This is a genomic window from Amycolatopsis sp. NPDC059027, assembly GCF_042739735.1.
Classification (GTDB): Bacteria; Actinomycetota; Actinomycetes; order Mycobacteriales; family Pseudonocardiaceae; genus Amycolatopsis.
The window spans coordinates 47,435-65,201 of the sequence record NZ_JBHYIK010000012.1 but is presented as its reverse complement, the minus strand read 5'-3'; the positions used below and the strand labels follow the sequence as shown (position 1 = coordinate 65,201).

The following is a 17,767-nucleotide window of genomic DNA, read 5'->3' as shown; positions in this document are numbered from 1 at the left end:
CACACCCCCCGCGGGCCCCCCGCCCCCTCTTGCCCCCGGGGGTTTCCCTCTCGGGGGGGCGGTGCGCGGTCGTCCCCCCGCCTGGGCACGTGTCCCCCCCCGGTCCTCGCTAGAAGTACGTGATGTCCCAGTGGTCGCCCTCGTCGCAGTAGAGGTTGCCCGACGCCGCCTTCCACTGCGGGTAGCCGTCCCCTCGCTTGCCTGCGTAGGTGAAGCTGCGCTTGACGTAGCCGTCGAGACAGCTGTTGTGCGAGATGTCCACTTTGTAGCCGTTGTAGTGGCTGTAGGTCCCCGCGGCGTGGCCGACCTCGGTCCCGCCGGTGATGCCGAGAGCACAGCCGCTCGCGCGCTTGAGCGTCAGCACGCCGTCCACCGTGCTGACGTTGATCTGCTCGTAGGAGGTGCAGTGGGAGTTGGTCCGGGTGGTGCAGTCACCGCTCGACGAGTGGGTGACGCCCGCCGCACTCAGCTTCGCCGCCGCTTGCGCCTGGGTCAGTTTCGTGACGGCCGACGCCGTGCCGATGGTGGCGAACACCATCGTCGCGGCCGCCGCGGTCAGTCCGAAGGCCGCTCGGGGCAGCATGGGTGAGAACCGCATGACTTGCCTTCCTCGGGGGTGTCCGGCAGAGGTGCCCGACAGAGGACAGCCAAATCGGTGTCGCCATAACTTCGCCAAACACCCGGCCCTGCGGTGCCCAGGCGAGCCCGTCAGGTCCGGATTTTCGTCAAGACTTCACGAGTCCGCGCGAACTCGGGCGAGTTGCCGGTGACGGCGTTCAGCTCGCCCAGCGCCCGCAACTCCCACAGCGGGAAGCCCAGTCCCGCGAAGAGGTCGGCCGCGCGGCGCAGGACTCGCCGGGCGTCCGCGAGGGCGCCGGTTCCGGCGTAGGAACGGCCGAGGCTCATCAGGGCGTACCCGGCGCCACGCCGGTCGCCGAGATCGTGGAAGACGCTCATCGCCGCCCGCAGATGCGCCCGCGCGCCGGCGTAGTCACCGGCCAGCCTCCTGGCCTCGGCGAGGCTGCGATGCGTGTAGGCGGCCGCGTGCCGGTGCCCGATGTGGTCGAACAGCGTCAACGAGCGCGTCAGGCACCGCTCCCCCTCCCGCCACTGTCCCGCCTCGGTGTGCAGATCCCCCATGCTCCGCAGGACGTGGGCCTCCCAGTGCCGCTCCCCGGTCCGGACCGCGCCGCCCAGCGCGTCGTCGAGCAGGTCCGCTGCCTGGTCCGTCCGGCCGCCGCGGCGCAGCACGTCGGCGTAGCGTTTCGTCACCTGGTCGAGCGAACGTTCGTCGTCGCTGTGCTGGGCGAGCAGCAAGCTCGCCTCGAAGCTCTCGACGGAACGGGGGAAGTCGCCCAGGTCTTCCAGCAGCGAACCGAACTGGGCCGCCGTGACGGCTTGACGCCGCCGGGCGCCGCAGGCGCGCAACAGCTCGAGCGCCTCGCGCAGTCCTTCGACCGCGGCCCGCGCGTGGCCGGTGTCGAGGTCGATGTCGGCGATAGCGCTGAGCGCCGCACCGGTCTGTTCCAGCTCGCCGAGCGCACGGAACCGGGACTCGGCCATGACGTAGTAGCTGCGGGCCAACCGCCAGCGCCCGCCCTGGGCATGCACCGAACCGAGGGTCAACAGCCTCCCCGCCTCCGCGCGATGATCGCCCCGGCGCCGGGCGGCCACCAGGCCGCGTACCGAGACGGCCCACGCGGCGCGGCCCAGCCACGGCGTGCCCGCCCGCGCGGCGCACGCGTCGGCGAGCTGCCCGGTGAGTTCCGTCCAGCCGTGGCGCGACGCGAGGCGCACCGCGGCGGCGAGCTGCTCGGTGTCCGGTCCTGGCGCGGTGCCCCGGGTCCTGGCGAGCATCGTTTCGAGCGCCTGGCGCAGTTTCCCCGGATCGAGCCGGGCCCGGGGCTGCTCGGCCAGAGCCAGCCGGACGAAGCCGGGCAGGGTGTACGCCGGCCCCGGCAGCAGCAGGTGCCCGTCGGCGAGGGTGTCGAGCAGGTCCCGCACCTCCGGGAGCGGACGCCCGAGCAGCAGGGCCGCGCACCAGTCCGTGATCGGGCCGCCGAACGCGGCGAGCAGGGCCAGCACGTCCCGTTCGCCAGAGGTCCGCTCGCGCAGGGCCGAGGCCAGTAGCGTCCGAACGCTGAGGTCGCCCACGACGAGTTCGTCGAGTCTGCGGCGTTCGTCGGCGAGGCGGGCGGCGAGGTCGTCGACGCGCAGCCGCGGCCGTTGCGCGAGCTTCGCCGCGGCGATCCGCACGGCGAGGGGCAGCCCGGCGCACTGCCGCAGCACCTCAGCGACGGCCTCGGGTTCGGCCCGCGCCCGTTCCCTGCCCACGATCGCCCCGAACAGCTCGCGAGCGTCCAGTGTGGACATCTCGGGCAGGACGATCGGACGCGCGCCCGGCAGCCCCGGCAGTGCTCGCCGGGAAGTGATCAGGGTGGCGCAGCCGGGCCCGCTGGGCAGCAGCGGCCGGATCCGGCGTTCGGCGGTCGCGTCCTCCAGCAGGACGAGGAGCCGCCGGTCCGCGGTCATCCCCCGCCAGGTGGCGACCAGCCCGGCGAAGTCTGCGGGCAGTTCGGCCGGAGCGACGCCGAGCGCGCGGAGGAAACCGGTGAGTACCTCGCGCGGCTCGGCGGTCACGCTGGCCACGAGCTGCCCGTCGGGGAATCGTCTCCGCGCACGCCACGCCGCCCGCACGGCGAGAGCCGTCTTCCCCGACCCGGCCGGCCCGTGCACGACGACGGGCGCCTGGCCGCGCAACGCCTTGGCCACCGCGGTCAGTTCCGCTGTCCGGCCTGCGAAGTCCGGGAGGTCCGGCGGGAGCTGGGCGGGCGCGCCGCCCGCCGTCCACTCGGTACCGGCGACGCGCCGGTACACCGAACGCAGTTCCTCGCCGGGATGTACCCCGGCCTCGTCCCACAACGCGCGGCGGGTCCGCCGCAGGACGTCCAGCGCCGCGTCGCGCCGGTCCAGCGCGTCGAGCGCGCAGGCGAGCCGCGCGGCGACCCGCTCGTCGGCGGGACGCGCGGCCAGCACCGGATCCAGCCGGGCGACGACCGACGCCCCGGCACCGTCGGCCAGCTCCAGCTCGGCCAGCTGGAGAAGCACGGACCGCCGCCGGTCCTCCAGCCACAGCTTGTGCGCCTCGACCAGCGGGCCCCCGGCGACGTCGGCCAGCGCCCCGCCGCGCCAGCAGGACAACGCCCGCTCGAAGAGATTCCGGCGCTCCACGCGATTCGCCGCGACCATCGCGGCGTTCACCTGTGCGCAGAAGTCGTCGGCGTCGAGTTCCCCCTCCGCGACGGTGAGCGCGTACCCGCGCGGCCCCGACCGCAGCCGCTGCCCGGCGTCGTCCACCGCATGACCCGGCGACACCGTCTTGCGCAGCTTCGACACCGTCACCTGCACGATCGCCGCCGCGCTCGGCGGTGCCCCGTCCGGCCACAGCTCGTCGACCAGGGTGTCCCGGGAGACGAACTCGTTCGGGCGAGCGAGCAGGATAGCCAGCAGCCTCCGGGGCTGGGCCGCGGACGGCAGCGGCACGGAAGCAGCCAACGGGCCGAGAATCTGGAACCGCACTGACGTCCCCACCAGCGTCGCGTCTGCATCGCACGGGCAGAGGCGAATCTAGCCGCTGACGCGGCGTCACGGACCCTCTCGCACGGACCTCACCCGGTTGGCCGCCTCCGTTCGGTGCAGCGGGACGCTCAGGCGTGGGCGAGCAGTTTCTCCAGCAGCTCCGGGTTGTCCGCGAGGCCCTCACGCAGCGCGCGTTCCCGCAGCGGCGTGAGCGGGCCGAACGGCGGATTCGACCAGTCGAGCGGCCCGAGCGGCGGCTGCGGATCGTACTCGACGGCGAACTGGACGATCCTGGCCACCTCGGCGCCTTCGAGCCGCTCGACGATGTGCAGCGCGAGGTCGATGCCCGCCGACACGCCCGCCGCAGTGATGACCGGGCCGTCCTCGGCCCACCGCTGCGCCACCGGCTTCGCGCCGAACGCGCGCAGCACGTCGCGGAACATCCAGTGCGTCGTCGCGGGCCTGCCCTCCAGCAGCCCGGCCGCCCCGAGCAGCAGCGAGCCGGTGCAGACCGAGGTCACCAGCTTCGCGCTCGACGCCGCCGAACGCAGGTAGCCCAGCAACGGCTCGTTCGCCAGCGCGCGGATGGTCGGCGGGCCGCCGCCCGGCACGAGCAGCGCGTACGGTGCGGGCACGTCGGCGAAGGTGTGGCTCGGCGCGACCCCCAGTGGTGTGTCCGTGCCGAGCCCGTCAAGCGTCTCCCCCACGACCACGACCCGGTACCGCGCGTCGAAGCTCGCCAGCGCCGAAAGCACTTGAAGGGGACCGACCAGGTCCAGCACGGTGAATCCGGGGTACACCACGAAGGCGAAAGTCTTCTGTTCTTCCGTCATGCCGTCACCGTGGCAGCGGGCCGGACCGCACGCGGCGAGGATGTCCGGAATCCTGCGAACCGTGTCTCACCGCCAGTTCAGGTGTTACCGTGCGGCGTATGCCGGGTTCACCCAGACGTGTCGTGATCATCGGCTATCCGGACGCCGACATCCTCGACATCGCCTGCCCGGCCGACGTGCTCCACGCGGCGAACAAGCTCGGCGCGCGGCCGGGGTACGAGATCCGGCTGGCCACTGTGGACGGTCGCGACGTCGAGTCCTCGTGCGGGCTCACGCTGCGCACCCAGCACCGGCTGGACCAGATCACCGGCGACCTCGACACGCTGATCATCGCCGGTGGTTTCGGGCACGAGGCGGCCGCCGCGGACGAGCGGATCCTCGGCCACGTCCGGCGGCTCGCCCAGAGCAGCCGCCGGATCGCCTCGGTCTGCACCGGCTCCACCGTCCTCGCCTCGGCCGGCCTGCTCAACGGGCGCCGGGCCACCACCCACTGGATCTACGCCAACCGGCTCGCCGAGCGCTTCCCCCAGATCACCGTCGACCCGGTCCCGCTGTACGTCCGGCACGGCAACGTCTACACCTCCGCCGGAGTGACCAGCGGGCTCGACCTGACGCTCTCGTTCGTCGAGGAGGACAACGGCCCGAGCCTGGCGCGCGAGACCGCCCGCGCGCTGGTCACCTACCTGCAACGGCCGGGAAACCAGGCCCAGGTCAGCATGTTCCTGTCCGGGCCGCCGCCCGAGCACCGCCAGGTCCGCGATCTGACCGCGTACATCGGCGAACACCTCGACGCCGACCTCGGCACCAACGCGCTCGCGCAGCGGGCAGGCGTCAGTGCCCGCCAGCTGACCCGGCTCTTCGACGCGCATCTGGGGACTTCGCCGAGCCGGTATGTCCGCACGGTCCGCACCGAGCACGCGGCCCGGCTGCTCTCCTGCACCGAGCTCCCGCTCACCGCGATCGCGCGCCGGTGCGGGTTCGGCTCGACCGAGACGCTGCGTCAGGCGTTCCTCGATCATTTCGACACGCCGCCCTCGGCGTATCGCCGCGTCCACCTTCGCCAGTCGCCGGCCTGATCCGAGCCCCGCCGCCACCCGGCCGCGCCCGCTGTGGAGGATGTGGTCGTGGATCGCCGAGACAATTCCGATGACGACACAGGCCCGATTCGCCGGGTCTCGGACGGTCCGTCGCCTTCGACACCGCGCCGCGTGCCCGGAACGGCCCGGAACGCCGGAAATCCGCCCCGGCGCACGCCCCCCGAGGGCGGCCGCCGCCGCGCCGACACCGGCGAGACGCCACGCACCCGCGCGGGCGCACCGCGCCGGAAACCGCCCACCCGGCCCGCGCCGAAACCCACCGCGAAGAGCACCGCCGCCGACGTCGGCCACGGGCATGGGCACAGCCATGGCCACGGCCCGGCCGCACCCGCGTCCCACCGGGTCCGCCTGCTGCTGATCTGGCTGCTGACCCCGCTCGCCCTCGCCACCGTCGTGGGCATGATCGTGCTCTACCCGTGGGGCAAGGCGTCGCCGAAGAGCGTCATCCAGCAGGGAACGCCGGTGAAGGCGACCATCGCGAGCACGGTCACCGGGCCGTGTCTCGCGCCGGGCCAGGTCCAGGTCGGCACGCCGCCGCCGTCCGACGGCAAGCCCTGCCTGACCGCCGAGCTGAAGATGACCGACGGCCCGGGCGAGGGCAAGACGCTGCGCCTGTCCGTCCCGATCGAACCCAGCACGCCGAGGTTCGCCGCGGGTGACGACATCGTCCTCGCCTACAACGGCGGCAACGCCGCGGATCCGGCGTCGTTCCAGATCGTCGACTTCCAGCGCGGGACGCCGTTGCTCGTCCTGGCCGCGTTGTTCGCCGTGGCGGTCCTCGTGCTCGGCCGCTGGCAGGGCCTGGCCGCACTCGTCGCGCTGGTGCTGAGTTTCGTCGTGATCGCGCTGTTCATCCTGCCCGCGATCCTCGCCGGGGAGAATCCGCTGCTGGTGGCGATCGCGGGCGCGGGGGCGATCATGTTCATCGCGCTCTACCTGACGCACGGGCTTTCCGCGAGAACCTCGGCCGCGGTGCTCGGCACGCTCGTCAGCCTCGCGCTCATCGGAGTCCTCTCCGCGATCTTCTCCGCCGCCGCCTCGCTGACCGGGCTCGACGAGGACACCGCGAGCTTCATCGGCTCCCTCGGCCACGGCATCGACGCGCGCGGGCTGCTGCTCGCGGGCGTCGTCATCGGCGCGCTCGGCGTACTGGACGACGTCACCGTCACCCAGACCAGCGCGGTGTGGGAGCTGCGGCGCGCCAACCCGGCGCTGACCTGGCGCGAGCTGTACAGCTCCGGACTGCGGATCGGCCGCGACCATGTCGGCTCCGCGGTCAACACCCTGGTCATGGCCTACGCCGGGGCCGCGCTGCCGGTCCTGCTGACGTCGTCGATCTCGGGCGTCGGACTCGGCGCGCTGCTCGGCAGCGAGAACATCGCCGCGGAGATCATCCGGACCCTGGCGGGCAGCGTGGGGATCGTCGCGGCCGTCCCGGTGACGACGCTGCTGGCCGCGCTGATCGCGTCGCGAGAGCCCGCGGGTCACCTCAGCGGCACCACCAGTCCCCCGCGTTCACTCCTGTCACGCAAGCGAACCCCGGCGGGGGAACCCGGCCCCGTGTGAGGTACGAAGTCGGGCACACAGCGTCGGTGGGAGGGACCGTGTTCGACTTCGTGCTGGCTGGTCCGCGGCAAGCCGTGCGCCTGGCGCGGCGGCTGCTCGGCGCCGCGCTGGACGCCGCCGAGTCGGTGCCGCGGATCGCGTCCGCGGTCGAGGACGTCCGCGCCACGCTCAAGCACGTCGAACGGCTGGCGAGCTACGTGGCCCACGAAGTCCCGGAACTGGTGTACCAGCTGGAACTGATCCGGGCCCGGGTCGACGAGCTCGACAAGAAGGCCGAACCGGCGGTCAGTCCAGGGTCGCCACGAACCGGCTGACCGCCTCCATGGTGAACCGCTGCACGTACTTCCCGGACGGCGCCGCCGAAGCCAGCCGGTAGAGCGGGCGGTCGGCCACCGCGTCCCCGCGCGCCTCGGCCTTCAGCTCGGCGACCAGCAGCTCGGAGAAGACGAGCCCGTTGGCCTCGGTGTTGTTCATCAGCGCATTGGCGAGCCTGCGCAGTTGCAGCACACCGAGCTCGCGCCCGCCCGCGCCGGAGAACAGCGCCAGATCGACCTTGGCGACCTTGCGGCGCTGCCCCGCGTTGACGAGCAGGCTCACCGTCCTGGTGCCGCGGACGTCGCTGATCACCAGGTCGAGCCGCTCCGCGGTGACCAGGTCGACCCGCCGGATCCCCCATGTCCGCACGAGCAGGACGGTGCCCTCCAGCCAGACGCGCCGGCGGAGGTTGTACGCCAGCAGGTACAGCAGCGGGAGCGCGATCACCCCGGCGACGACGAGCCCGGCGACCTGACCGCCGATGAGCCCCGCGATGCCGCCGAACGCGGCGGCGAAGATCACCACCCCGGCGACGCCCGAGCAGCCGCGCCGGCGCCGGGACCGCGTTTCCTCGTGGAAGAGCGGAAGCCGTTCCGGCGCGGCGGGTTCCCCGTTCGCTTCGCTCATGCCCTGCTCATCTCGGTCAGGAACGGATTGGCGGCACGCTCCTGCCCGATCGTCGTCGCCGGGCCGTGGCCGGGCAGCACCACGGTGTCCTCGGGCAGGGGCAACAGCAAGGTGCGCAACGATTTCTCCAGTTCGGCGCCGGCTCCGTCGGTACGCCCGATCGAGCCGGCGAACAGCGTGTCCCCGGTCAGCACGAGCCTGCCGCCCTCCTCCGTGGCGAGCCCGAGCACCACCGACCCGGCCGTGTGCCCCGGCGCGTGGCCGACCGTGACGTCCAGTCCGGCGAGGGTGTGCGTGCCCGCCTCCAGCGGCTCGCTCGCGACGTCGAACGCGGCCGCGTCGGCCGGGTGCAGCAGCAGGGGGATCCCGTGGGCGGCCGAGAGTTCCGCGGCCGAGCCGACGTGGTCGGGGTGGCCGTGGGTGGCGAGCATCGCCACCGGGGTGAGCCGGTGCTCGGCCAGCGCCTCCGCCACCGGTTCGGTGGCCTCCTGGCCTGGGTCGACGAGCACGCAGTCGCCACCGGCGGCGTCTGCGAGCAGATAGCAGTTCGCCTGCAGCGGGCCGGACCCGAACCCGACTACGAGCACGAAACGCCTCCTGCTTCCGGCGGCATCCTGGCGACGCCGCTCACGATCGTGATGAGACTAGCCGCCCCTGTACATGGGCCTCACAGGCTGTGCCCATACACTGCCGCTACCCCACCGAGGCGGCTTCGCGCCGTCGAGGCGGCGGGTGACCCAGACGTGTGACACCGAGCGGAAACCTGGAGGGCCTCCGGTGGCGACCAACCAGCAGCGCCGCGAAGCTGCGAAGCGCAAACTCGAGCGTCAGCTCGTACGCCGTGCGGAGCGGGCGAAGCGCCGGAAGATCGTGGGCGTTGGTGTGGTCGGCGGTGTCGTCCTCATCGTGGCCGGTGCCGTGGTGTGGATCGTGAACAGCAGCGGGAGCAGCAACGACGCGGCGAACCCGCCGTCCAGCTCGGCCGCGCCCACGCCGCCCATCCAGATCCCGACCCAGCGCGCGCCGATGCCGAAGCGGCCGACGCCGCTGGCGAACCCGGTCAGCTGTGACTACAAGGCGGACGCCAAGGGCAAGACGCCGAAGAAGGCCGAGGTGCCGGACGGCAAGAACGTGCCCTCGACCGGCACGGTCAACGTGACGCTGAAGAGCACGGCGGGCGACATCCCGGTCACGCTCGACCGCGACCTCGCCCCCTGCACGGTCAACAGCTTCCTCAGCCTCGCCAAGCAGAACTTCTACACCGACACGATGTGCCACCGGCTCGGCACGAGCGGCCTGCAGATGCTGCAGTGCGGCGACCCCGGCGCCAAGGGCGACCCGCAGACCGACGGCCAGGGCGGCCCTGGCTACACGATCCAGGACGAGAACTTCCCGCAGCTGACCTACGGCCGCGGCATTCTCGCGATGGCCAAGACGCGCGAACCGAACTCCGGCGGCAGCCAGTTCTTCATGGTGTACGGCGATGCGCAGCTGCAGCCCGACTACACCGTGTTCGGCAGCATCTCCGACGAGGGCCTCAAGGTGCTCGACAAGGTCGCTCGCGCCGGGATCACGCCGGAGTCGCAGGCCAGCAGCCCGGACGGCACCGGCCTCCCCGCGATGCAGGTGAAGTTCACCGGCGTCAGCGTCGCCAACTGATCTCAGCCCTCCAGTCCGTGAAGGACTCCTTCCCGGCGCCCAGTGCCGGTAAGGGGTCCTTCACGGATTTCGCCCATCCGATCGGCGGCTCCGGCGCGTCCGGATGTCCCAACTTCGCCGTTTTCTCGAACCGTCTCGAAGCCTTCGCCGTGTAGGGGGCAATCCGAACACGCAGAGGAACGCGGGAGAGACGAGCGATGGATTTTCGCCGCGCAGACCGGACTTCCGTCCGGCGGGCAGGTGGACGCGGATGCTGACGACACTGGGCGCGGGAGCGGGCGGTGTCGTGCTGGGCGCACTCGGGATGATCGGCTGGCTTCGATTCCGGCGCGGCAGCACCGCGCCTGCCATCGCAGCGGCTCCGCCTCCGCCCGAGCCGCCCACCCAGCCCCTCCCGGTCGCGCGGATCTTCACGTTCGCCCCGGACGGGGACCGGGAAGGCTGACCCCGCACACACGCTGAGCGACGATCCTGCGACCGTCCGGAAACTCAAGACTGGTTTTCGGTCCCGCACCGGGCAATAGTCGTGTGATGACCTCGGATCCGTTCGGAACGCTGAGCAAGGCACTCTGGATCGGTGGCGCGCAGTGGGCGGGCAAATCGACGGTGGCCCGGCTGCTTGCGGCGCGGTACGGCCTCACCGCGTATCACTACGACTACCACGACGCTCGCGGTCACCTCGATCGCCGTGTCGCGCACCGGGTCCGGCGCCAGGAGACGGCCGCCGACCCGGACCCGGAGGCCGTCTGGGTGAACACCACTCCCGAACGCATGACCCACGAAACCCTCGCCGGGTTCCCGCAGCGTTTCGAGTGGGCGCTGGACGACCTCCGCGCGCTCGACTCGGAACGCCCCATCATCGCCGAGGGCTGGGGACTGCGGCCCGAACTCGTCGCCCCGCTGCTGGACTCCCCCGCCCGCATGGTCGTCCTGGTGCCGACCGAACTGTTCCGCCAGCACCAGATCCGTCAGCTGCCGCGGGCGGCGGCGCTCGCCACCCGGGTCAGCGATCCCCTGCGCGCGCAACGGAACCGCATCGCGCGCGACCGGCTCGTCGCCGCCGACGTCATCCGTTCGGCGCGCAAGCACGGCATCCGGGTGATCGAGGTCGACGGCCTCCTCGGCCCCGACGCCGTCACCGACGTCGTGGCCGGGCATTTCGCGCCCTACCTCAAGAACTGACCGCTCACCGGAACAGGAAGTGCGGGGGCCGCCGGTCCAGGAAGGCCGCGACCCCCTCCGCGTAGTCCTCGCCGTGCAGCGCGCCGAGCCGGATCTCGTCCACCTCGGCGTCATTTTCCTGTTGTCCCGCAACGATTTTCTCGATGATCCGGTTCATCCCGCGGATCGAGGCCTGCGAGCGCGAGCACAGCGTGTCGACGAACGCCAGCGTCGAGGCTTCGAGGCCGTCCGCCGGGAAGACGTCGTTGAGCAGTCCGATCTCCCGCGCGCGGGTGGCGTCGACGAGTTCCCCGGACAGCAGGAAGAACTTCGCGTGCGCGGGCCCGACGAGCGAAACCAGCTGACGGGTCGAGTCGAAGTGGTAGACGATCCCGAGCTTCGCCGGGGTGATGCCGAAGCGGGATCCCTCGGCAGCGAACCGGAAATCGCACGCCACGGAGACCTGGCAGCCGCCACCGATGCAGTTGCCCTGGATCATCGCGACCGACGGCTTCCGCATGTTCGTCAGCGCCGCGACCGCGCCCTCGACCGCCTTGTCGTACCGAGCCGCGCCCTCGGCCGTGGTCCGCAGCTCGCCGAACTCGCTGATGTCCGCGCCCGCCGAAAAGTGCTTGCCCGCGCCCGCGATGACGAGCACCTTCAGCGCCGGATCCGCCTCGGCCTCGGCCACGATGTCCGGGATCGCCGACCACATGCCGTAGGTGATGGCGTTCATCTTCTCCGGCCGCGCGAACGTCAGCCGCGCGACATCGCCGTCCCGCGTGAACTCGAAACCGTCGGTCATGGATGCACCCTAACCGGATCGTCGCGGGGCATCACCGGCTGTGAGCAATGTCCCGTTCGGCGGCCGGGCCCACCGGCACCCGGTTCAGGAGTCCACTTAGGACGCCGACGTCACGCGGTAGACGTCGTACACGCCCTCGACACCGCGAACGACCTTGAGCACGTGGCCCAGATGCTTCGGATCGCCCATCTCGAACGAGAACCGGCTCACCGCGACCCTGTCCCGCGAAGTGGTGACCGAGGCCGACAGGATGTTGACCTTCTCGTCGGCCAGCACCTTGGTGATGTCCGACAGCAGCCGGTGCCGGTCCAGCGCCTCGACCTGGATCGCCACCAGGAACACCGAGGACGCCGACGGCGCCCATTCGACCTCGACCAGCCGCTCCGGCTGCGCGCGCAGGTCGTCGGCGTTGGTGCAGTCCGTCCGGTGCACGCTGACGCCACCGCCGCGCGTGACGAAGCCCAGGATCTCGTCACCCGGTACCGGGGTACAGCAGCGCGCGAGCTTGGTCCAGATGTCGCTGGCGCCCTTGACCACCACGCCGACATCGTTCGAGCCGCGGCGGCGGGTGACCGTGGACGGCGTCGCGCGCTCGGCGAGCTCCTCCTCGGCTTCGTCCACCCCGCCGATCAGCGCGACCAGCCGCTGCACGACGTGCTTCGCGCTGGTGTGGCCCTCCCCCACGGCCGCGTACAGCGAGCTGATGTCCGGATGCCGCAGTTCGGTGGCGACCGATCCCATCGACTCCGCGGAGACCAGCCGCTGGATCGGCAGCCCGACCTTGCGGACCTCCTTGGTGATGGCCTCCTTGCCCGCCTCGATCGCCTCGTCGCGGCGTTCCTTGGCGAACCACTGCCGGATCTTGGCCCGTGCCTTCGGCGAACCGGCGAACTGCAGCCAGTCCCGGCTGGGGCCGGCGTTCTCCGCCTTCGAGGTGAAGATCTCGACGACTTCGCCGTTTTCGAGCTTGCGCTCCAGCGCGACGAGCCTGCCGTTGACCCGGGCGCCGATGCAGCGGTGGCCGACCTCGGTGTGCACCGCGTAGGCGAAGTCGACCGGCGTCGAGTCGACCGGCAACGTGATGACGTCGCCCTTCGGCGTGAACACGAAGATCTCGCGCGCGGCCAGCTCGTACCGCAGCGATTCGAGGAAGTCGCCGGGGTCGGCGGCCTCCCGCTGCCAGTCGAGGAGCTGGCGCATCCACGCCATCTCGTCGACGTCCATCGCGTTGCCGCTGTGCGTGCCCTTGGTTTCCTTGTAGCGCCAGTGCGCGGCGATGCCGTACTCAGCGGTGCGGTGCATCTCGTAGGTGCGGATCTGCACTTCCAGGGGCTTGCCGTCCGGGCCGATCACGGTGGTGTGCAACGACTGGTAGACGCCGAACCGCGGCTGCGCGATGTAGTCCTTGAAGCGGCCGGGCACCGGCTGCCACAGCGCGTGCACGACGCCCATCGCGGCATAGCAGTCGCGGACGTCCTCGACGAGGATGCGCACGCCCACCAGGTCGTGGATGTCGTCGAGGTCGCGGCCGCGGACGATCATCTTCTGGTGGATCGAGTAGTAGTGCTTCGGACGGCCTTCGACCTTCGCCGTGATCCGGGCGTCGACGAGGTTCTGGGTGACTTCGGTGATCACCGAGCGCAGGTAGATGTCGCGCGACGGCGCCCTGTCGGCGACCAGCCGCACGATCTCGTCGTACTTCTTCGGCTGCAGGATCGCGAACGCGAGGTCCTCCAGCTCCCACTTCACCGTGGCCATGCCGAGCCGGTGGGCCAGCGGCGCCAGCACTTCCAGCGTCTCGCGGGCCTTGCGGGCCTGCTTCTCCGGCGGCAGGAACCGCATCGTGCGCATGTTGTGCAGCCGGTCGGCCAGCTTGATGACGAGTACGCGGGGGTCGCGCGCCATGGCGATGACCATCTTGCGGATGGTCTCGGCCTCGGCCGCGGTACCGAGCTTGACCTTGTCCAGTTTGGTGACGCCGTCGACCAGCTCGCCGACCTTCTCGCCGAAGTCGGCCTTCAGCGCCTCCAGCGAGTACCCGGTGTCCTCGACGGTGTCGTGCAGCAGGGCCGCCACCAGCGTCGTGGTGTCCATGCCCAGCTCGGCCAGGATCGTCGCGACGGCCAAGGGGTGGGTGATGTACGGGTCGCCCGACTTCCGCCGCTGGTCGCGGTGCAGTTCCTCCGCGACGTCGTAGGCATGCTGCAGCTGCGCCAGATCGGCGTTCGGGTGCAGTTCGCGGTGGATGACGGCCAGCGGCTCGAGCACCTGCTTGACCGGCGCCGCCCGCTGCGCGGTGATCCGGCGCGCCAGCCGCGCGCGGACGCGCCGCGTCGCCGAGGGCGTGGGTGCCGCGCCGTTCTGCCGGGGCTGGCCCCCCTGCGCGCCGCGTGGCTCGGTGCCGTCCTTGGCGGACGCGGCCTTCCCCGGTGTCCCGGCGTCGAGCTCTTGGCTCACCCGCACCTCCTGCTGCTCGTGCGGCCTGGAAACACCAAGGGTAACCGCTTACGCCGAAAGACTTCGCACGACGCCCACCCAGGGGGTCACCGGCGCACCGAGATGTCTCCGGTCAGCAGACTTCGAGGGCGTGGACCGCGCGGCCGGACAGCACGTTCCGGCCACCCAGCGCGGCGAGTTCGACGACCACCGAGACGCCGTCGACGACCGCGCCCGCGTCCTCCAGCAGCTTGCAGGTCGCGGCGACCGTGCCCCCGGTGGCCAGTACGTCGTCCAGTACCGCTACGCGCTGGCCGGGACGCACGATCCCGGCCGGGAGCTCGACACTCGCGGTGCCGTACTCCAGCGCGTAGTCGACCCGGCCAGCGACGCTCGGCAGCTTGCCGGGCTTGCGGATCAGGGCCACGCCGAGGCCTCGGGCGTACCCGACGGCCGCGGCGAGCAGGAAGCCCCGTGCCTCGACACCGGCCAGCAGGTCGACCCCGGGATCGACCGTGGCGGCCAGCGCGTCAGCCACCGCCGCGAACGCCGGGGCGTCCGCGAAGAGCGGGCTCAGGTCCCGGAACAGCACGCCCGGCTCGGGAAAGTCCGGCACCTCGGCGATCCGGCCGAGTGCCTGGTCCAGCTCCATCCGTCGGGGCCCGCTCAGTGCTTCCGCTTGCCCGACGGCTTACCGGACGGCTTGCCCTTGCGCGGAGTCTGCTTCGGGTGACGTGCGGGGACGCTCGCCGCGGCCGCGTACGCCTTCTCCTTGCGCAGCTCGGCCTGGAGCGCGTCGTCGTCGTTCGGGTCGAAGTCGCCCTCTTCCGCCTGCTCGGCGGCCTTGCGCGCCTGGTTCTTGCGGCGCGCCTCGACGCGCGCGGCCTGCTGCCGGTACTTCGGGTCGCGCATCTTGAAGTCGACCAGCAGCGGGGTCGCCAGCGCGACCGAGGACAGCACACCGACAATGGTGCCGGTCAGCTGCACCAGCGCCAGGTCCTGGAGCGTTCCGGAACCGAGCAGGACGTAGCCGACGATGAGCAGGCCGAGGATCGGCAGCATCGCGATGACCGCGGTGTTGATCGACCGCATCAGCGTCTGGTTCAACGCCAGGTTGGCCGCCTCGCCGTAGGTGCGGCGCGTCAGCCCGAGCAGGCCGCGGGTGTTCTCCCGGACCTTGTCGAACACCACCACCGTGTCGTAGAGCGAGAACCCGAGGATCGTCAGCAGGCCGATCACGGTCGCGGGCGTGACCTCGAAGCCGACCAGCGAGTACACCCCGGCCGTCACCACGATGTCGTGCAGCAGCGAGATCAGCGCCGCCGTCGCCATCCGCAGGTCGAAGTAGACCGCCAGGAAGATCGTGACCGCGACGAGGAACACCGCGAGTGCGATCAGGGCCTTCTGCGAGATCTCCCCGCCCCACGACGCGCTCACCGCGCTGTCGCTGATGGCCTGCACGTCGGCCTTGCCGTTGCCGCCGATCGGGGCGAGTTCCTTCGCGATCGACTCCTTGACCTTGAACACCTGGGCGGCGTCCAGCGTCTCGGAGCGGATCTGGATGGTCGTCGCGTTGCCGGTGCCGACCTTCTGCGTCTCCACCGCCTTGTCCCCGAGCGCGTCGATGAAGGTCCGCTTCACCTGGTCCTCGGTGATCGCGCCGTGCGTGCCGTGCGCGGGCAGCTGGATCTGCGTCCCGCCCTCGAACTCGATGCCGAAGTTGAAGCCCCGGAACACCATCGACCCGATGCTGATCAGGACCAGCGCGACGAAAAAGACATACCAGCGCTTACGGGCTCCGACGACGTCGAAGGCACCGGTGCCGACGTGGAGCCGGTGGAAGAGGCTCTCCTTCTTGGCAGGCGCGGGCTTGGCAGCCTCGGCGTCCGTGCCCAGCTCGTCAACGCCCACGTCAGGCCTCCTTCACGTGCGCGCGGCCGACGCGAGCCGGCTTGCGCTGCGAACCCACCTGCTGCACGGCCCCGAGGCCGAGATGCTTCGGGTTGGACAGGAACTTCGACTTCGACGTCGACACCATCGCGACCAGCGGATGCGTCACCAGGTAGACCACCACCAGGTCGAGCACCGTGGACATACCGAGGGTGAACGCGAAGCCCTTCACGTCGCCGACCGCGATGATGTACAGGATCGCCGCCGCCAGGAAGCTCACGCCGTCGGAGGCCAGGATCGTGCGCCGGGCCCGGACCCAGCCTCGTGGCACGGCGGAACGGAATGTTCTGCCTTCGCGGATCTCGTCCTTCAATCGTTCGAAGTAGATGACGAACGAGTCCGCCGTGATACCGATGGCGATGATCAGACCGGCGACGCCCGCGAGGTCGAGGGTGTAGCCGATCCAGCGGCCCAGCAGCACCAGCACCGCGTAGACCAGCAACCCGGACAGGCCGAGCGACAGGATCGTCAGGATGCCGAGCAGCCGGTAGTAGAACAGGCAGTAGATGAACACCACCAGCAGGCCGATGCCACCCGCGATCAGACCGGCCTGCAGCGAGGCGAGGCCGAGCGTGGCCGACACGGTCGTCGCGTCCGATGAGGCGAACGACAGCGGCAGCGAGCCGTACTTGAGGATGTCCGACAGCTGCTTCGCCTCGGTCTGGGTGAACTTGCCGGTGATCTGGGTGTTGCCGTCGAGGATCGCGACCTGGATGGTCGGCGCCGACACGACGTTGGTGTCGAGCACGAACGCCGCCTGCTGGTTGGTGTTCTTCGAGGTGAAGTCCGCCCAGACCTTCGTGCCCGCGCTCTTGAAGCTCAGGTCCACCACCCACTGGCCGCGTTCGCGGTTGTAGTTCGAGGAGGCGTTCGAGATCTCGGTGCCGGGCAGGAACTCCGGCTCCAGCAGGTACTTGTTCGTGTCCTTGTCACCACAGGCGACCAGCGGCAGCTTCGGGTCGTCGTTGCCGATCAGCGGGTCCTTCGCGTTCGGCGTGCAGTTCAGCGCGGCGAACGCCTTCTCGGCGGCGGCCTTCTGCGCGGCCTGGGCGGCCGGATCGCTCGGGTTGGCCGGGGCCAGCGCCGGGTTCTGCCGGATCGCCTTGGCCTCCTGGATCTCCTTCGCGGCCTGCGCGTCGACCGAGCCGTCGGCCGGCTGCGACGCGGGGGCCTGCGAGGACGGCGGAGCGGGCGTGCCGCTCGGCTGCTGCGCGGGCGCGCCGGCAGCTCCGCCACCGCCGGGCTTGGTGCTCGGGGCGGGCGGCGGGGTCGCGTTCGAGGAGGGCGCGCCCGTCGCCGGGGGCTGGCCGGGCTGCGAAGCGGGCGGCTGGCCCGGCTGCTGCGGCTGCGGCGCCACCGGCTGGGACGTGACGACCTTGCGGAAGCCCAGTTTCGCCGTCCTGCCCAGGTTCTTCGCCTCGTCGCCCTGCGAGCCGGGGACCGTGATGACAACGTTGTTGCCGTCGAGGAGCACCTCGGTCCCGCCGACGCCGATCCCGTTGACCCGGCTCTCGATGATCTGCCGAGCCTGGTTGAGGGACTCCTTCGTCGGCGTGCTGCCGTCCGGAGTGCGCGCGGTGAGCGTGACCCGGGTGCCGCCCTGCAGGTCGATGCCGAGCTTCGGCGTCGGCTTGCCGCCACCGGTGAAGAACACCAGGGCGTACAACACCACGACGATCAGGGCGAACAAGGCGAGATAGCGTCCCGGGCGGAGATGCCCGGCCGATGCTGGCACTGTG

At 71.2% G+C, this 17,767-nt stretch carries 16 protein-coding genes; 6 read left to right on the top strand and 10 right to left on the bottom strand.

The features are described 5' to 3' along the window. Positions 1 to 109 precede the first annotated feature (109 nt). The 3 genes from ACFWY9_RS10840 to ACFWY9_RS10830 all read right to left on the bottom strand — a co-directional run bounded on the left by ACFWY9_RS10840 (position 110) and on the right by ACFWY9_RS10830 (position 4,412). Entirely contained in the window at positions 110 to 598 is a 489-nt protein-coding gene (locus tag ACFWY9_RS10840) for a hypothetical protein (RefSeq protein ID WP_378322461.1), read from the bottom strand. Positions 599 to 708: 110 nt separating this feature from the next. Continuing rightward, complete coding sequence (locus tag ACFWY9_RS10835; RefSeq protein WP_378338723.1) at positions 709 to 3,555, bottom strand: tetratricopeptide repeat protein; 2,847 nt, start codon at positions 3,553 to 3,555, stop codon at positions 709 to 711. 152 nt (positions 3,556 to 3,707) lie between these two features. Next, entirely contained in the window at positions 3,708 to 4,412 is a 705-nt protein-coding gene (locus ACFWY9_RS10830; RefSeq protein WP_378322459.1) for a DJ-1/PfpI family protein, read from the bottom strand. 98 nt (positions 4,413 to 4,510) lie between these two features. Here ACFWY9_RS10830 and ACFWY9_RS10825 point away from each other — a divergent pair, with 98 nt between their 5' ends. Genes ACFWY9_RS10825 through ACFWY9_RS10815 form a run of 3 tightly spaced genes read left to right on the top strand, consistent with a single transcriptional unit; the run spans position 4,511 to position 7,389 of the window. Continuing rightward, positions 4,511 to 5,488 (top strand): GlxA family transcriptional regulator, encoded by a 978-nt coding sequence (locus ACFWY9_RS10825; RefSeq protein WP_378322458.1) that lies wholly within the window; start codon positions 4,511 to 4,513, stop codon positions 5,486 to 5,488. A gap of 48 nt (positions 5,489 to 5,536) precedes the next feature. Beyond that, a complete protein-coding gene (locus tag ACFWY9_RS10820; RefSeq protein WP_378338722.1) occupies positions 5,537 to 7,075 on the top strand; it encodes a YibE/F family protein in 1,539 nt (512 codons plus the stop codon). Positions 7,076 to 7,113: 38 nt separating this feature from the next. Beyond that, positions 7,114 to 7,389: a hypothetical protein gene (locus tag ACFWY9_RS10815; protein WP_378338721.1), complete on the top strand. Its 276-nt coding sequence runs from the start codon at positions 7,114 to 7,116 to the stop codon at positions 7,387 to 7,389. On the opposite strand, the gene ACFWY9_RS10810 is transcribed toward ACFWY9_RS10815, so the two are convergent. Together ACFWY9_RS10810 and ACFWY9_RS10805 are read right to left on the bottom strand one after the other, a co-directional pair. Further along, positions 7,361 to 8,017 (bottom strand): hypothetical protein, encoded by a 657-nt coding sequence (locus ACFWY9_RS10810; RefSeq protein WP_378322455.1) that lies wholly within the window; start codon positions 8,015 to 8,017, stop codon positions 7,361 to 7,363. The genes ACFWY9_RS10815 and ACFWY9_RS10810 overlap by 29 nt on opposite strands. Then, positions 8,014 to 8,604: an MBL fold metallo-hydrolase gene (locus ACFWY9_RS10805; protein ID WP_378338720.1), complete on the bottom strand. Its 591-nt coding sequence runs from the start codon at positions 8,602 to 8,604 to the stop codon at positions 8,014 to 8,016. The genes ACFWY9_RS10810 and ACFWY9_RS10805 overlap by 4 nt, the downstream gene beginning before the upstream one ends. Positions 8,605 to 8,794: 190 nt before the next feature. Between ACFWY9_RS10805 and ACFWY9_RS10800 the strand changes: the two genes are divergently transcribed. The 3 genes from ACFWY9_RS10800 (at position 8,795) to ACFWY9_RS10790 (ending at position 10,858) form a co-directional block, all read left to right on the top strand. After that, positions 8,795 to 9,676, top strand: coding sequence for a peptidylprolyl isomerase (locus ACFWY9_RS10800; RefSeq protein ID WP_378322453.1), 882 nt, complete (start codon positions 8,795 to 8,797; stop codon positions 9,674 to 9,676). Between the two features lie 250 nt (positions 9,677 to 9,926). After that, on the top strand, positions 9,927 to 10,121 hold the full coding sequence (locus ACFWY9_RS10795; protein ID WP_378338719.1) for a hypothetical protein: 195 nt from the start codon (positions 9,927 to 9,929) through the stop codon (positions 10,119 to 10,121). An 86-nt stretch (positions 10,122 to 10,207) separates the two neighbouring features. Next, a complete protein-coding gene (locus ACFWY9_RS10790; RefSeq protein WP_378322451.1) occupies positions 10,208 to 10,858 on the top strand; it encodes a hypothetical protein in 651 nt (216 codons plus the stop codon). Positions 10,859 to 10,862: 4 nt separating this feature from the next. Here the strand turns inward: ACFWY9_RS10790 and ACFWY9_RS10785 are convergent, their stop codons facing one another. The 5 genes from ACFWY9_RS10785 to secD form a co-directional block, all read right to left on the bottom strand. Continuing rightward, the gene (locus tag ACFWY9_RS10785; RefSeq protein ID WP_378322450.1) at positions 10,863 to 11,642 is read right to left on the bottom strand and encodes an enoyl-CoA hydratase-related protein; all 780 of its coding nucleotides are present in this window, start codon (positions 11,640 to 11,642) and stop codon (positions 10,863 to 10,865) included. A 96-nt stretch (positions 11,643 to 11,738) separates the two neighbouring features. Beyond that, complete coding sequence (locus ACFWY9_RS10780) at positions 11,739 to 14,099, bottom strand: RelA/SpoT family protein (RefSeq protein ID WP_378322449.1); 2,361 nt, start codon at positions 14,097 to 14,099, stop codon at positions 11,739 to 11,741. Positions 14,100 to 14,211: 112 nt separating this feature from the next. Further along, on the bottom strand, positions 14,212 to 14,730 hold the full coding sequence (locus ACFWY9_RS10775; RefSeq protein ID WP_378322448.1) for an adenine phosphoribosyltransferase: 519 nt from the start codon (positions 14,728 to 14,730) through the stop codon (positions 14,212 to 14,214). Positions 14,731 to 14,744: 14 nt separating this feature from the next. After that, positions 14,745 to 15,989, bottom strand: a complete 1,245-nt coding sequence (gene secF / locus ACFWY9_RS10770; protein ID WP_378322447.1) for a protein translocase subunit SecF — start codon at positions 15,987 to 15,989, stop codon at positions 14,745 to 14,747. 1 nt (position 15,990) lies between these two features. Then, positions 15,991 to 17,763: a protein translocase subunit SecD gene (gene secD, locus ACFWY9_RS10765; protein WP_378338718.1), complete on the bottom strand. Its 1,773-nt coding sequence runs from the start codon at positions 17,761 to 17,763 to the stop codon at positions 15,991 to 15,993. Positions 17,764 to 17,767 lie beyond the last annotated feature (4 nt).